11 protein-coding genes are annotated in these 13,312 nt (G+C 71.3%); 7 read left to right on the top strand and 4 right to left on the bottom strand.

Features of this window, described 5'->3' with window-relative positions:
* The first annotated feature begins 93 nt into the window (after positions 1–93).
* The 3 genes from CXQ97_RS05330 to holA all read left to right on the top strand — a co-directional run bounded on the left by CXQ97_RS05330 (position 94) and on the right by holA (position 4,971).
* Positions 94–1,332, top strand: a complete 1,239-nt coding sequence (locus tag CXQ97_RS05330; protein ID WP_104179778.1) for a ComEA family DNA-binding protein — start codon at positions 94–96, stop codon at positions 1,330–1,332.
* Complete coding sequence (locus CXQ97_RS05325; RefSeq protein WP_104179777.1) at positions 1,329–3,869, top strand: ComEC/Rec2 family competence protein; 2,541 nt, start codon at positions 1,329–1,331, stop codon at positions 3,867–3,869. Before CXQ97_RS05330 ends, CXQ97_RS05325 begins: the two co-directional genes overlap by 4 nt.
* Before the next feature lie 88 nt (positions 3,870–3,957).
* Positions 3,958–4,971 carry a DNA polymerase III subunit delta gene (holA, locus tag CXQ97_RS05320; protein WP_104179776.1) on the top strand — a complete coding sequence of 338 codons (1,014 nt, stop codon included), beginning with the start codon at positions 3,958–3,960 and terminating at the stop codon, positions 4,969–4,971.
* Between the two features lie 92 nt (positions 4,972–5,063).
* Here holA and rpsT read toward each other — a convergent pair whose 3' ends face one another.
* Positions 5,064–5,324 (bottom strand): 30S ribosomal protein S20, encoded by a 261-nt coding sequence (gene rpsT, locus CXQ97_RS05315; RefSeq protein WP_104179775.1) that lies wholly within the window; start codon positions 5,322–5,324, stop codon positions 5,064–5,066.
* 296 nt (positions 5,325–5,620) lie between these two features.
* The gene (locus CXQ97_RS05310; RefSeq protein WP_104179774.1) at positions 5,621–6,157 is read right to left on the bottom strand and encodes a type II toxin-antitoxin system PemK/MazF family toxin; all 537 of its coding nucleotides are present in this window, start codon (positions 6,155–6,157) and stop codon (positions 5,621–5,623) included.
* Positions 6,158–6,357: 200 nt separating this feature from the next.
* On the opposite strand from CXQ97_RS05310, the gene lepA reads away from it, so the two are divergent.
* Both lepA and hemW read left to right on the top strand, forming a co-directional pair.
* Positions 6,358–8,211 carry a translation elongation factor 4 gene (gene lepA / locus CXQ97_RS05305; RefSeq protein ID WP_181034980.1) on the top strand — a complete coding sequence of 618 codons (1,854 nt, stop codon included), beginning with the start codon at positions 6,358–6,360 and terminating at the stop codon, positions 8,209–8,211.
* 30 nt (positions 8,212–8,241) lie between these two features.
* Positions 8,242–9,471, top strand: coding sequence for a radical SAM family heme chaperone HemW (gene hemW / locus CXQ97_RS05300; protein WP_104179772.1), 1,230 nt, complete (start codon positions 8,242–8,244; stop codon positions 9,469–9,471).
* A 90-nt stretch (positions 9,472–9,561) separates the two neighbouring features.
* Here hemW and CXQ97_RS05295 read toward each other — a convergent pair whose 3' ends face one another.
* A complete protein-coding gene (locus CXQ97_RS05295) occupies positions 9,562–9,978 on the bottom strand; it encodes a DUF4870 domain-containing protein (protein WP_104179771.1) in 417 nt (138 codons plus the stop codon).
* Between the two features lie 79 nt (positions 9,979–10,057).
* Positions 10,058–10,909, bottom strand: coding sequence for a DUF3097 family protein (locus CXQ97_RS05290; protein WP_104179770.1), 852 nt, complete (start codon positions 10,907–10,909; stop codon positions 10,058–10,060).
* A 171-nt stretch (positions 10,910–11,080) separates the two neighbouring features.
* Between CXQ97_RS05290 and hrcA the strand changes: the two genes are divergently transcribed.
* Together hrcA and dnaJ are read left to right on the top strand one after the other, a co-directional pair.
* Positions 11,081–12,094 (top strand): heat-inducible transcriptional repressor HrcA, encoded by a 1,014-nt coding sequence (gene hrcA / locus CXQ97_RS05285; protein WP_104179769.1) that lies wholly within the window; start codon positions 11,081–11,083, stop codon positions 12,092–12,094.
* Between the two features lie 85 nt (positions 12,095–12,179).
* Positions 12,180–13,310: a molecular chaperone DnaJ gene (gene dnaJ, locus CXQ97_RS05280; protein ID WP_104179768.1), complete on the top strand. Its 1,131-nt coding sequence runs from the start codon at positions 12,180–12,182 to the stop codon at positions 13,308–13,310.
* Positions 13,311–13,312 lie beyond the last annotated feature (2 nt).

Here is a 13,312-nt window from a genome sequence, read left to right as displayed (position 1 = left end):
CGCGCCGGAACGTCGCGCACGCGCCGGTGACCGGATGTCCACATAGCGTCGGACGCCCCCGGACGGTGGAACGGCGGCTCCTAGCGTGATCCCATGGGAAAGCACCGATGGCCGACCGCCGGGGACCCGTGGGAGCCGCCCGTCCACGCTCTCGATCCGCCGCCGCCCGTCGCGCGGCCGGGCGGCCACCCGTCCGCACCCGATCGAGGGCTCGGCTGGGGCGGTCTCCGCGAGGACGACGACCGCCGCGGGGACGACACCGAGGCCGACATCACGGTCGGCCAACCGGGCGCCGACGAGGCGCGCAGCGGAGCCGGCCTCGATGACGGCCGGGAGACCGTGGACGAGGACGGATACGCGCCCCGCCGAGGTCCGGCTCCCGGGCGGGCGGGTGCTTTCGCCGCCTGGGCCGAACCGGACGAAGGAGCACCCCCGTCCGTCCACCGGGGGGTGCAGTGGAGGGTCGCCCGCTCCGCAGCGCTCGTGTTCCTCGGCGTGGCCCTCGCGGTCGGCGCCGCCCTGTTCCTCACGCGGAGTTCGGACCCATCGGCCGCTGCCGTGTCGGTACAGCTGGACGCCGGCGGAGCGGACGGCGGAGCCCCGGCCGAGGGGGACGGCGAGAGGAACGGCGACGGGGACGATGAGCCCCCGCGCGAGGAACCCGGCGGGGGAAGCGGCGCGGACGGCGGGACGACAGATGGCGACGGGGTGGGACCGCAGGGTGGGGCCGATTCCGGCACGGCGCCGGGGGCCGCGGAACCGGGCGACGCCCCGCCCGGTCACCTGCCGGCGGGAGGACCTGGCCGAGGTGCCGGGGGTGAAGTGATCGTCGTCTACGTGACGGGCGCCGTGGTATCGCCCGGGGTCGTCACGGTTCCCGCTGGAACGCGGCTCTTCGAGATCATCGAGGACGTGGGGGGCGCGCTCCCCGAGGCCGATCTCGAGGGCATCAACCTCGCAGCCACCCCCGCCGACGGCCAGCACATCCACCTCCTGGCCGTCGGCGAGGAGCCGAGACCGGATCAGGTGGACGTGGAGGGACCCGCACCGGGCGGGACGGCAGCCGGCGGGACGGCCGGTGGAACCGATAGTTCGGGCGGGGCCGCCGGTCCCACCGGAGGCAGCGGAAGCCCGGCGGGAGTCCTCGACATCAATACCGCCACCCTCGCCGACATCGAGTCCCTCCCACGGGTGGGGCCGATCCTCGCGCAGCGCATCATCGACTGGCGGGACGAACACGGGCCCTTCGCCCAACCGGCCGACATCGATGCCGTGCCGGGTATCGGGCCGGCGATCCTCGAGGGGATCCTGCCCCTCATCGACGCGCGGTGAGGCGGACATCGGCGATCGACCGGCACGGACCAGGCAGGAACCCGCGCCCCGCGAAGGCCCGGTCGGAGGATGCGCACCCTCCACCCGGCCGGACGCGGCCGCACCGCGATCTACGCCTCGTCCCCTCGGCCGTCACGGCATGGATCGCCACCGCCGCCGCCATCCATGGCGGAGCGACCGGAGCGACGGCTGGCGGCCTGCTCGCCGCTGCGGGAGGGCTGGCCCTGGCCTGCGCGGTCTTCCTCCTCCCGGTCGGACCCCGACGGTCGCGGATGACGGCGGCAGTGCAGGCACTGCCGCCGGCAGCCGCCCTGACGCTGGTCCTGCTGGCCGCCGGCGGGACGCTCGCGCGCGCCGAGGCCGGACCGGTGGACGACGCGGTCCGTGGACGGGTCCCCTTCACCGCGATCCTCCGCGTCACCGGCGAGCCGTCCCCTCTCGGTCCGGGCGCCTTCGGCGGGGGGAGCCGCTATCTCGTCGACGCGGACGTGATCGGCGGGGTACTGAGCGGTGACACCTTCGCCTCGACCACCCCGGTGGTGGTCCTCGGGTCGGAGCCGTGGGGCGGTGTCGGCACGGGGGACACCGTGCGCGTGCTGGGCACCGCGAGACCCACCGACCGGGTCGGCAGGGCGAGCGCGGTCTTCCTGCCCGCGAGCAGCCCCACCATCGCGGAGGCCGGGGGCTGGCTCGGCTACACGGCCGACCTCCGGGCGCGTTTCCGCGACGTGGCCGGGGACGACGACCGCGACGGCGGCCTGCTCCCGGGGATGGCACTCGGCGACCGGATGGCGCTCGACCCCGGCCTCGAGGCGGACATGAAGACCACGGGCCTGACCCACCTCACCGCGGTGAGTGGGGCCAACTGCTCCTACGTGGTCGCCTTCGCCTTCCTCGGGCTGCGGACGGCCCGCCTGCCGCGCCTTCCGGCGGCGGTCGGAGCGGTCCTGGCCCTCGCCTGCTTCGTGATGCTGGTCCGGCCGGAACCGAGCGTCCTCCGGGCGGCCGTCATGGGCGCCATCGGTGTGGCCGCGGTCCTGTCAGGGCGGGGAAGGATTCCCCTGACCCTGCTGATGCTGTCGATCATCGTCCTGCTGGCGGTGGATCCCTGGCTGTCGGTGTCCTACGCGTTCACGCTCTCCGTCGCGGCCACCCTGGGACTCATCACGGCGGGTCCCGCGCTGGTGGAGAGCCTGGAGCGGGTGATGCCGCGCTTCGCTGCGCAGCTGCTCGCGATCCCCCTGACGGCGCAGCTCTTCTGCACGCCCATCCTCGTCCTGATCCAGCCCTCCCTCCCGGTGTACTCGCTGCCGGCGAACGTCCTGGCCTCTCCCGTGGTTCCTCCGATCACCCTGCTGGGCATGGTGGTGGTGCTCGCGCTGATCGCCGCACCGGTCCTGGCACCACCCCTCGTGGTCGCGGCCCAGTGGGGCACGAGGTGGGTCGCGGGTGTCGCGGACACCCTGGCGACCATGCCGGGGGCAACCCTGCCCTGGCTGCCGGGCGCACCGGGGGCCGTCGTCGCGGCCCTCGGGTCCCTGGCGCTCCTGCTCGTGCTCGGACGGGGTGCGAACGGAGCGTGGCGGCGCCGTGACCGGTCGACGCTCCGGGATCGGGCAGGCCCGGAAGGGCAGGCGTCGAACCGGACCCGGACGCGGCGGCGGACAGGCTGCCGCCGGCGAGCCGGGCTGTCCGCGATCGCCCTCGGCGCCCTCCTGTGCCTGGTGACCGTGGTCATCGTCACCGGGCGCGGAGGAGCACCGGTGGCGCGCTCGTGGATCCTGACGATGTGCGACGTCGGCCAGGGCGACGCCGTGGTGGTGAGGACGACGCCCGGCCACGCGCTCGTCGTCGACACGGGCCCCGACCCCGAGGCGATGGACCGCTGCCTCGATGCCCTGCGCATCGAGGTGATCGACGCGCTGGTCATCACGCACCTGCACGACGACCACTACGGCGGCGTCGAGGGCGCGGTCCGGGGACGGGCCCTGTCCGCTCTCTACTACTCGACGGGTGAGGACCGGCTCCCGTCGGAGGTGCAGGACGCCGCCGCTGCAGGCGGAGTGGTCGCGGAGCGACTCGACGGCGCCACGGCACTCGACCTCGACCCGCTACGCGTCGACATCCTGTGGCCCACCACGGGCGCTGCTCCCCGGGAGGAGAACAACGCGAGCGCGGTGCTGGAGGTCGTGGCGCCGACCTCCGGACGGCCGATCACGATCCTCCTCCTGGGCGACCTGGAGGAGGACGCCGCCGCGGCACTCCTGGCCGCCGAGCCGTCGCTGCGCGAGGACGGCGTGGAGGTCATCAAGGTCGCGCACCACGGGGCCAGGAACGGCGGCACCGCCCTGCTCGAGGCCGTCCGCCCGCGCCTCGCGCTGATCTCCGTGGGGGAGGGCAACGACTACGGCCACCCGCACCCCGCCATCCTCGGCGCCCTCGAGCGGACGCGGATCGCCGCCGCGCGCACGGATGAGCTGGGTACCTTCCTGGTGGACGTGGTGGGGGACACCCTCGAGGTCAGGGCCCTGCAGTGAGGCACCGAGGCGGGGATGCGCCGCGGCTTTGAGGCACCGCGGGGCCGTGACACAGTAGGACTGCACCTGACGGAAGGAAGCCCGCCCCGTGGCAACAAGATCACCGGCCGGCCGCACCAGCGGCCCCAACCCCGCCCCCGCATCCTGGCGGGAGGTGACGCCGGCGGCGATCGTCCTGCTCTCCGGTCCCGAGGACTACCTCGCGTCGAAGGCGGCTGAGTCGATCCGCGGCCAGGTCCGGGCAGCACAACCCGACGCGGAACTCGTCCGGTTCGATGCCGGGTCCTACGAGGCCGGCACCCTGATGATGCAGGCGAGTCCTTCCCTGTTCGGCGACTGGAAGGTCATCGAGGTGGCGGGACTGGCGCAGATGAACGACGCCTTCCTGGTCGATGCGCTCGCCTACCTCACCGACCCGGCGCCCGACGTCGTCCTCGTGCTGCGCCATTCCGGCGGCAACCGCGGGAAGAAGCTGCTCGACGCCATCAAGGCGGCGAAAGCGACGATCGTCGACTGCCAGCCCCTCAAGAAGGACGGCGAGAAGGTCGAGTTCGTCGGCACCGAGTTCCGCCTGGCACGGCGCCGGATCGATCCGGACGCCGTGCGCGCACTCGTCGCCGCGGTCGGCTCGCAGCTGCCGGAGCTCGCGGCCGCCTGTCAGCAACTGACGGCCGATACCGCGGGCGACGTCTCCGTGGAGACGGTGGAGAAGTACTACGGCGGACGGGTGGAGGCGACGGGCTTCAAGGTCGCCGACGCGGCACTGGCCGGCCGGACCGCGCAGGCACTGTCGATGCTGCGGCATGCACTCGCCACGGGCGCCGATCCGGTGCCCATCGTCGCCGCGCTCGCCATGAAGGTCCGCGCCGTCGCGAAGGTGCACGGGGTCAGGGGATCCTCGCTGCAGCTCGCCAAGGATCTGGGGATGGCGCCCTGGCAGGTGGACCAGGCACGCCGGGAAGCGCAGCGTTTCAGCTCCGATGCCCTGGCGCGGTGCATCCGTGCGCTCGCGGAGGCTGACGCGCAGGTGAAGGGCGAGGCGCGGGATCCGGTCTACGCGGTGGAGCGGGCCGTGACGGTCATAGCTCTCGGCGACGGCTGACTGGCCGCGGCACCCTGCCCTCCGGGGAGCGGGCCTGAACGCCGAAGGGCCGGCTCCCTCGGGAACCGGCCCTTCGATGAGGGGTTCGCAGCTTAGAGCGCGTTGACCTTCTTGGAGATCGCCGACTTGCGGTTCGCTGCGTTGTTCTTGTGCAGCACGCCCTTGGTGACAGCCTTGTCGAGCTTCCGGCTGGCGGTCTGGAGCGCCGTTGCAGCAGCATCCTTGTCAGCGCCCTCGACGGCCGTGTTCACGGCGCGGATAGCGGTCTTGAGCTCGGACTTCACCGAGTTGTTGCGCTGCCTCGCCTTCTCGTTGGTGAGGATGCGCTTCTTCTGGGACTTGATATTTGCCACGTATGAGAACTTTCTTTGTATTGCGGACTGGTCGTGAGGGTATTTCGGCCAACCAAGACTGAGCGGCGTGGGGATACCGTATGGCGATCGGCCAAAGTGCCCGGAGACCTGCGCGGACACACAGCAATACAGGTTACCAGAAAGAGCCGGGGAACCCGATCCGCCGGACCGGGGGAGAGGCCCGTGCCGGCTCCCACGGACAGGGCGGACGAGGCCGGAACCTTGCACAGGACCGCGGCCGGCACCCGGGTCGGGACCGAGGCCGGAACCCGGTCCGACCGGTGCGCGGCAGCCGTCTACTGCAACAGGTCGTCGGGCACTGCCGCGACCACCCGCTCGAAGCGATCCCGTGGGAGGACGGCGCCCTCGCGCCGGATGTCGGCGGGCGCGACCCGCAGGAGCCGGTCGACCCTGACCTCGCTCGGGCGTCCCTGCCGGTCCCAGGCGCCCGTGCCGATCTCGACGTACCTGTCGTCGTGCTCGCGCGTGTTGTTCCGGTCGCGGCTCGTCAGCATGAGGCCGAGCAGGTCGCGACCGTCCCGCCCGATCAGGAGCACCGGTCGGTCCTTGCCCCGCGCGGGATCGTCCTCGTACGGGACCCACATCCACACGATCTCCCCGGGGTCCGAATTCCCGTCGCTCGAGGGGGAGTACGCAAGGGATGCCGCTGCCCGCCGCCCCGCCGCGGGACCGGGAGCGGGGGTGGCGGGCCCGCCGGCGGCACTCCGTCGCCGTGTGGGGCCGCGTCCGGGAGCCCGCGCGTGCTCCGTGTCCTCCACGGCGCGGAGGACACGGCGTGCCAGGGACAGGAGGGAGCGCATCGTGATGGCCATGCACGAGATCCTAGGCGAGGTCCCGCCGCCGCGCCCCGCCGCACCCCGAGGTTCCCGACCTCCCGGCGCGATTCCCGGCGCCGTCCGGCCACGTGGGACACTGGGGGAAGTGAAACGGCGCGCACAAGCCCCGGCCGCCGTCGCGGACGGCCGGCTGCGGACTGCATGCCGCCCCTGTCCCGTAACAGTGAGGAACCCACGTGTCACCCATGGCCCGCACCGCACCGGTGCCCGCCGCCACCGATCCGGCGATCATCAGGAATTTCTGCATCATCGCCCACATCGATCATGGAAAATCCACGTTGGCCGACCGCATGCTCCAGCTCACCGGAGCCGTCGAGCAGCGGGACATGAAGGCGCAGTACCTCGACCGGATGGACATCGAGCGCGAGCGCGGCATCACCATCAAGTCCCAGGCCGTCCGGCTGCCCTGGGAGGTGGACGGTACCGCCTACGCGCTGAACATGATCGACACCCCGGGGCACGTCGACTTCACCTACGAGGTCTCCCGCTCGCTCGCGGCCTGCGAGGGCGCAGTCCTGCTCGTCGATGCGGCGCAGGGCATCGAGGCCCAGACCCTCGCGAACCTGTACCTCGCGATGGAGAACAACCTCACGATCATCCCCGTCCTGAACAAGATCGACCTGCCCGCCGCCCAGCCCGAGAAGTACGCGGCGGAACTCGCGAGCCTGATCGGCGGCGAACCGGAGGACGTGCTGAGGGTCTCCGGCAAGACCGGCATGGGCGTCGAGGTGCTCATGGACAAGATCGTCCGCGACCTCCCCGCGCCCACCGGCAACCCGGACGCCCCCGCCCGTGCCATGATCTTCGACTCGGTGTACGACACGTACCGCGGCGTCGTCACGTATGTGCGGGTCGTCGACGGCAAGCTCAGCCCGCGCGAGCGGATCCAGATGATGTCCACCCGGGCCAGCCACGAGCTGCTCGAGATCGGCGTCAGCTCGCCCGAGCCGACGCCGTCCAAGGGCCTCGGCGTGGGAGAGGTCGGCTACCTCATCACGGGGGTGAAGGACGTCCGCCAGTCGAAGGTCGGCGACACCGTCACCAATCTCGCGAAGCCGGCCGCCGAGTCGCTCGGCGGCTACCAGGACCCCAAGCCGATGGTCTTCTCCGGGCTCTACCCCCTCGACGGCACGGACTACCCCGTGCTGCGGGACGCCCTCGACAAGTTCACCCTGAACGACGCCGCCCTCGTCTACGAGCCCGAGACGTCCGCGGCGCTCGGGTTCGGTTTCCGCGTCGGCTTCCTGGGCCTGCTGCACCTCGAGATCACACGCGAGCGCCTCGAGCGTGAGTACAACCTCGACCTCATCTCCACTGCGCCCAACGTCGAGTACGAGGTCACCCTCGAGGACAAGCGCGCCCTGAGGGTCACCAATCCGAGCGAGTACCCGGTGGGCAAGATCGCCGAGGTGCGCGAACCGATGGTGTCCGCGACCATCCTCGCGCCGTCGGAGTTCATCGGCGCCATCATGGAGCTGTGCCAGCAGCGCCGTGGCGTGCTCGGCGGCATGGACTACCTCTCCGAGGACCGCGTCGAGATCCGCTACCGGCTCCCCCTCGCGGAGATCGTCTTCGACTTCTTCGACCTCCTGAAGTCGAAGACCCGCGGCTACGGGTCCCTCGACTGGAAGGCCGACGGCGACCAGGTGGCCGACCTCGTCAAGGTGGACATCCTCCTGCAGGGCGAGCAGGTGGACGCCTTCAGCGCCATCACCCACCGCGACAAGGCCTACGCGTACGGCGTGATGATGACGGGCAAGCTGCGTGAGCTCATCCCGCGCCAGCAGTTCGAGGTGCCCATCCAGGCCGCCATCGGTGCGCGGATCATCGCCCGTGAGAGCATCAGGGCCATCCGCAAGGACGTCCTCGCGAAGTGCTACGGCGGAGACATCACCCGCAAGCGCAAGCTCCTCGAGAAGCAGAAGGAGGGCAAGAAGCGCATGAAGATGGTGGGCCGCGTCGAGGTCCCCCAGGAAGCCTTCATCGCCGCACTGTCGTCCGACGAGTCGAAGGACAAAGCCAAGAAGTGACCCCGTACGGTACCCAGGGGACCAGCCGGCATGCCTAGCGCACTGCCGCTCGGCCTGCCGGCACCCGACGACGGCCTGCTGCCGCCGGCGGCGGCCGACGGGGCGCTGTCCCGTGACTTCTGCCTCTACGTGCACATCCCGTTCTGCGCCGTCCGGTGCGGCTACTGCGACTTCAACACCTACACCGCGACGGAACTGGGCGGGGGAGCATCGCAGGACGCCTACGCGGGGTCCGTGCTTGCCGAGATCGACCTGGGAGCGCGCGTCCTGGCGTCGTCCGGCGTGCCGGCCCGGCCGCTGACCACCGTGTTCTTCGGCGGAGGGACGCCGACGCTGCTCCCCGCCGAGGACCTCGCGTCGATCCTGCGGGCCGCCCGAGCCACGTGGGGACTGGCTCCGGACGCGGAGGTCACCACCGAGGCCAATCCCGACTCGGTCACACCGGAATCGCTGCGCATCCTGCGGGAGGCCGGATTCACACGCGTGTCCTTCGGCATGCAGTCGGCGGTGCCGCATGTCCTCGCGGTGCTCGACCGCACGCACGCGCCCGAGCGTGTCCCGCAGGCCGTGCAGTGGGCGCGCGACGCCGGGCTGCACGTGAGCCTGGACCTGATCTACGGCACGCCGGGGGAGTCGCTGGAGGACTGGCGCACGTCCCTGGCCACGGCCCTGTCCTACGGCCCCGACCACATCTCCGCCTACGCCCTGATCATCGAGGACGGCACGCGGCTCGCATCGCGCATCCGACGCGGCCAGGTTCCGCCCATCGACGACGACGACCACGCGGACAAGTACGCCCTCGCGGAGGAGATGCTCACGGCTGCGGGGCTGCACTGGTACGAGGTGAGCAACTGGGCGCGCACGCCGGCCGACGAGTGCCGGCACAACCTCGCATACTGGCGCGGCAGCGACTGGTGGGGCGCCGGCCCGGGAGCGCACTCCCATGTGGGTGGCACCCGATGGTGGAACGTGAAGCACCCCCGGCCCTACGCGGAGGCGCTCGACGAGGGACGCTCACCGGCAGCGGGGCGCGAGGTGCTGTCCGCCGAGGACCGCTACGTCGAGGACGTCATGCTCCGTGTCCGGCTGCGCGAGGGGCTGCCCACGGAGTCCCTGACGGCGACGGGCCGGAGGGCCGTCGCCGGGCTGATCGCGGACGGGCTCGTCGACCCGGCTGCCGCCTTCGCGGGCAGCGTCGTCCTGACCTTCCCGGGCAGGCTGCTCGCCGACGCCGTCGTGCGCAGGCTGCTCCCGGACTGAGTCCGCACCGTACGGAACCGGGGCGCACGCGCCACGGGACGGTCGGTCACCGGGCGGCCGGAACGCCGGTCGACGGGCGGGGACAGCCCCTCAGCGGATCAGGCGCAGATTCAGGGCGTACCGGTAAGGCCGCCCGCGGTTGACCTGGATCCCCGCGTTGACGGAGAAGATCGTGATCGTGACCCAGATGAGGGCGTTCACCACCGCGAAGAAGCCGCCGATGACCGGGACGAGGGACAGCAGCCAGGCGGCGAGGGCCAGGGCGGTCGGCGGGAGCGTGAAGTTCAGCGCCTCCTTCGACTCCTGGGCGGTGAACGGGCCGCGGTCCTTGAAGATGAGGTAGATCAGCAGTGAGGGGATGAAACCCAGGATCCCGCCGAAGTGTGCCAGTGTGGCGAACTGGCGGTCCTCGGAGGCCGTCAGCGGAAGGGCCGTCGCCGGCGTGCCTTCGAACGCGGGCCGGGAATCGCCCCGGCCGTGGTGCTGGTGGTCGGCAGTGTTGGACAACGTCGGATCCTTCGGTGGCTGGCGGGAACTCTCCCCGGGAGTGTGCTTCTAGGATACGTGGTGGCCGGTGCTGCGCCGCTCAACCACTCCCCGGCGGTGCGGTCAGGAAGTCGATGACCTCCTCGACCCGTCCGAGCAGCGAGGGTTCGAGATCGGCGTAGGTGCTGACGCCCGCGAGGATCCGCTTCCAGCCGTGCGCGACGGCGGCCTGGTCGGAGTGCGGCCAGCCGAGGCCGGCGAGGATGCCCGTCTTCCAGTCCTGGTGGCGGGGCACCACCGGCCATGCGTCGAGGCCCAGTGCCGCGGGCTTCACCGCCTGCCAGACGTCCACGTAGGGGTGGCCCACGATCAGGACATGGTGGCGGGCGCCGGCCACGGTCATCGCCTGCTGCGCTATCCGCGATTCCTTCGTCCCCGGCAGGAGGTGGTCGACGAGGATCCCGAGCCTGCGCTGAGGCCCGGGTCCGAAGGCGCGCACGGCCCCTTCGAGGTCGTCGACGCCGTGCAGCGGCTCCACGACGATCCCTTCCAGCCGCAGGTCGTCGCCCCACACCTTCTCGACCAGTTCGGCGTCGTGCTTGCCCTCCACCCAGATCCTGCTGGCACGGGCCGTCCTCGCACGTGCTCCGTCCACCCGGAGGGAGCCGGACGCGGTGCGCGTGGCTGCCGGCGCCGCACGTGCGACGGGCGCGACGACGTGCACGGGTTCGCCGTCGAGGAGGAATCCGTGGCCGAGCCGGAAGGTGCGGGTCTTCCCGCGCCGGTCCTCGAGGACCATGACGTGCAGCCCGCCGGACTTTTCGACGCGGACCACCGCGCCGACGAATCCGCTCTGGACGTCCTCCAGGACCATGTCCTTCCCGACCGGGACGTCGGGCAGGACGGCCCGCTTCGGAGCTGCGATGTCCTGTGCTCCCCAGCCGTAGTCCATGCCGAGCGTGTCCTTCCCGCGGGGGCTCCGGCGGTCTGCCGCGGCCCGGTCCCCAATGCTAACAATCGGTGCCGACGTACTAGACTTGGCACTTGGGTGTGTTGAGTGCCAACCGTTCGGAACCACCCGTGAAGCGCAGTCGTCAGGAACGGACCCGGAGGTGACACAGGAATGAGTGAACCACGACGCCTGGAGGTGCTCCGGGCCATCGTCGAGGACTACGTCCACTCGCGGGAGCCCGTCGGCTCCAAGGCCCTCGTCGACCGTCACCGGCTGGGCGTCTCGTCCGCCACCATCCGCAACGACATGGCCGTCCTCGAGGAGGAGGGCCTCATCGCAGCCCCCCACACCAGTTCGGGCCGCATCCCCACGGACAAGGGCTACCGCCTCTTCGTCGACCGCATCTCCGAGGTGAAGCCGCTCTCGGCTGCCGAGAAGAAGGCCATCCAGACGCTCCTGGAGGGTGCCGACGACCTGGACGACGTGATGGACCGGACCGTGCGGCTCCTCGCCCAGCTCACCAACCAGGTCGCCGTCGTGCAGTTCCCCCGGGTCGGGGGAGCGTCGGTCCGGCACATCGAGTTCGTCCTGCTCGCTCCGCAGCAGATCCTCGTCGTCCTCATCGCGAGCAACGGCACCGTCCAGCAGCGCATCGTACGCACCCCTGCGGCGCTCCAGGAGACCGAGCTCGCGGAGCTCAGGCAGCGCATCCTCTCGGCCGTGTCCGGCGTGAAGCTGTCGGTGCTGCCCGCCGAGCTCGGGGTGGCGCTGTCGCAGCTGCCTCCTCCGCTGCGGGCCCACGGGGGTACGATCGTCAGGACGCTGGAACAGCTCGCAGGGCTCGGCCGCGACGACCGGATCCTGCTGGCCGGGACGGCGAACCTCGCCCGGTCCACCGGTGATTTCCCGCTGAGTATCGGTCCCATCCTCGAGGCACTCGAGGAGCAGGTGGTCATGCTGCGGCTCCTCTCCGAGATGGAGTACGACGCCCGGGGCATCTCGGTGAGGATCGGGAGCGAGAACCCCTACGGGGGCCTGTCGGGGGCCTCCGTCGTGGCGACGGGCTACGGACCGGACGCGGGCGCGAAGCTCGGCGTCCTCGGACCCACCCGCATGGACTACCCGACGACGATGGCCGCCGTGCGCGCCGTTGCCCGCTACCTCTCGAGGATCCTCGAGGAGTAGACCGGCGCCCTCTCGGGCGCCCCCGCATTTCCGCCGGTACCGGCGAGCAAAGACAGAAGTCTCCAACAGGAAGTGATGTGCACGAGTGAGTAATCACTATGAGGTCCTCGGTGTGGCGCAGGGTGCGACCGGCGAGGAGATCAAGAAGGCGTACCGCAAGCTGGCGCGCAAGCTCCACCCGGACGTGAACACCGGTGACGACGCCGCAGAGGAGTTCAAGCGCGTCACGCACGCCTACGAGGTGCTCTCGGATCCCCAGAAGCGCCGTGTCTACGACACGACGGGCAACGAGAACGGGACCGACAACGGGTACGGCGCCGGCTACTCGGGGTCCGGATTCGCGTTCCAGGACATCTTCGAGACCTTCTTCGGCGGTGGCGGTCAGCAGGCGGGAGCCCCTTCGCGGACGCGCCGCGGGCAGGACGCCCTCATCAACGTGCGCATCGACCTCAAGGACGCCGTCTTCGGCGTCAACAAGAAGATCGAGGTCGACACGGCGGAGGTGTGTCCCACGTGCGACGGCACCTGCTGCCAACCCGGCACGTCGGTCCGTACCTGCGACATCTGCGGCGGTTCCGGTCAGGTCCAGCGCGCGGTCCGGTCCATCCTCGGCCAGGTCATGACGAGCGCACCCTGCGGCACGTGCCAGGGCTACGGCACCGTGATCCCGAGCCCCTGCCACGAGTGCAGCGGCGAGGGCCGCATCCGCGCACGGCGCACCCTGACCATCAAGGTCCCCGCCGGCGTGGGTACCGGCACGCGCATCCAGCTCGCCGGGCAGGGCGAGGCCGGGATCGCCGGCGGACCCCAGGGCGACCTGTACGTGGAGATCCGGGTCAACACCGATTCGACCTTCCTGCGCGACGGCGACGACCTGCACGTGACCCTGAGCGTCCCCATGACGGCGGCCGCGCTCGGGACCAGCGTGCACCTGGAGACGTACGACGGCGGCCAGGAACTCGTCATCAAGCCCGGCACCCAGTCCGGCGAGATCCTGACGCTGCGCGGACTCGGGGTCACGCACCTCCGGAGCCAGGGCAGGGGAGACCTCCGCGTCCACCTCAACGTCGAGACGCCGCGCAACATCGACCATCAGCAGGAGGAGCTCCTGCGCCGGCTCGCGGAGCTGCGCGGCGAGGAATACACGGACGGACAGCTCGCCAGCAGCGGTTCGGGCGTGTTCGCGCGCCTCCGGGAGCGCCTCGGGAACCGCTGACC

Source organism: Arthrobacter sp. B0490, assembly GCF_002929355.1.
Taxonomy (GTDB): domain Bacteria; phylum Actinomycetota; class Actinomycetes; order Actinomycetales; family Micrococcaceae; genus Arthrobacter_D.
The sequence above is the reverse complement of the archived record's forward strand: the minus strand, read 5'-3'. Positions and strand labels throughout refer to the sequence as shown.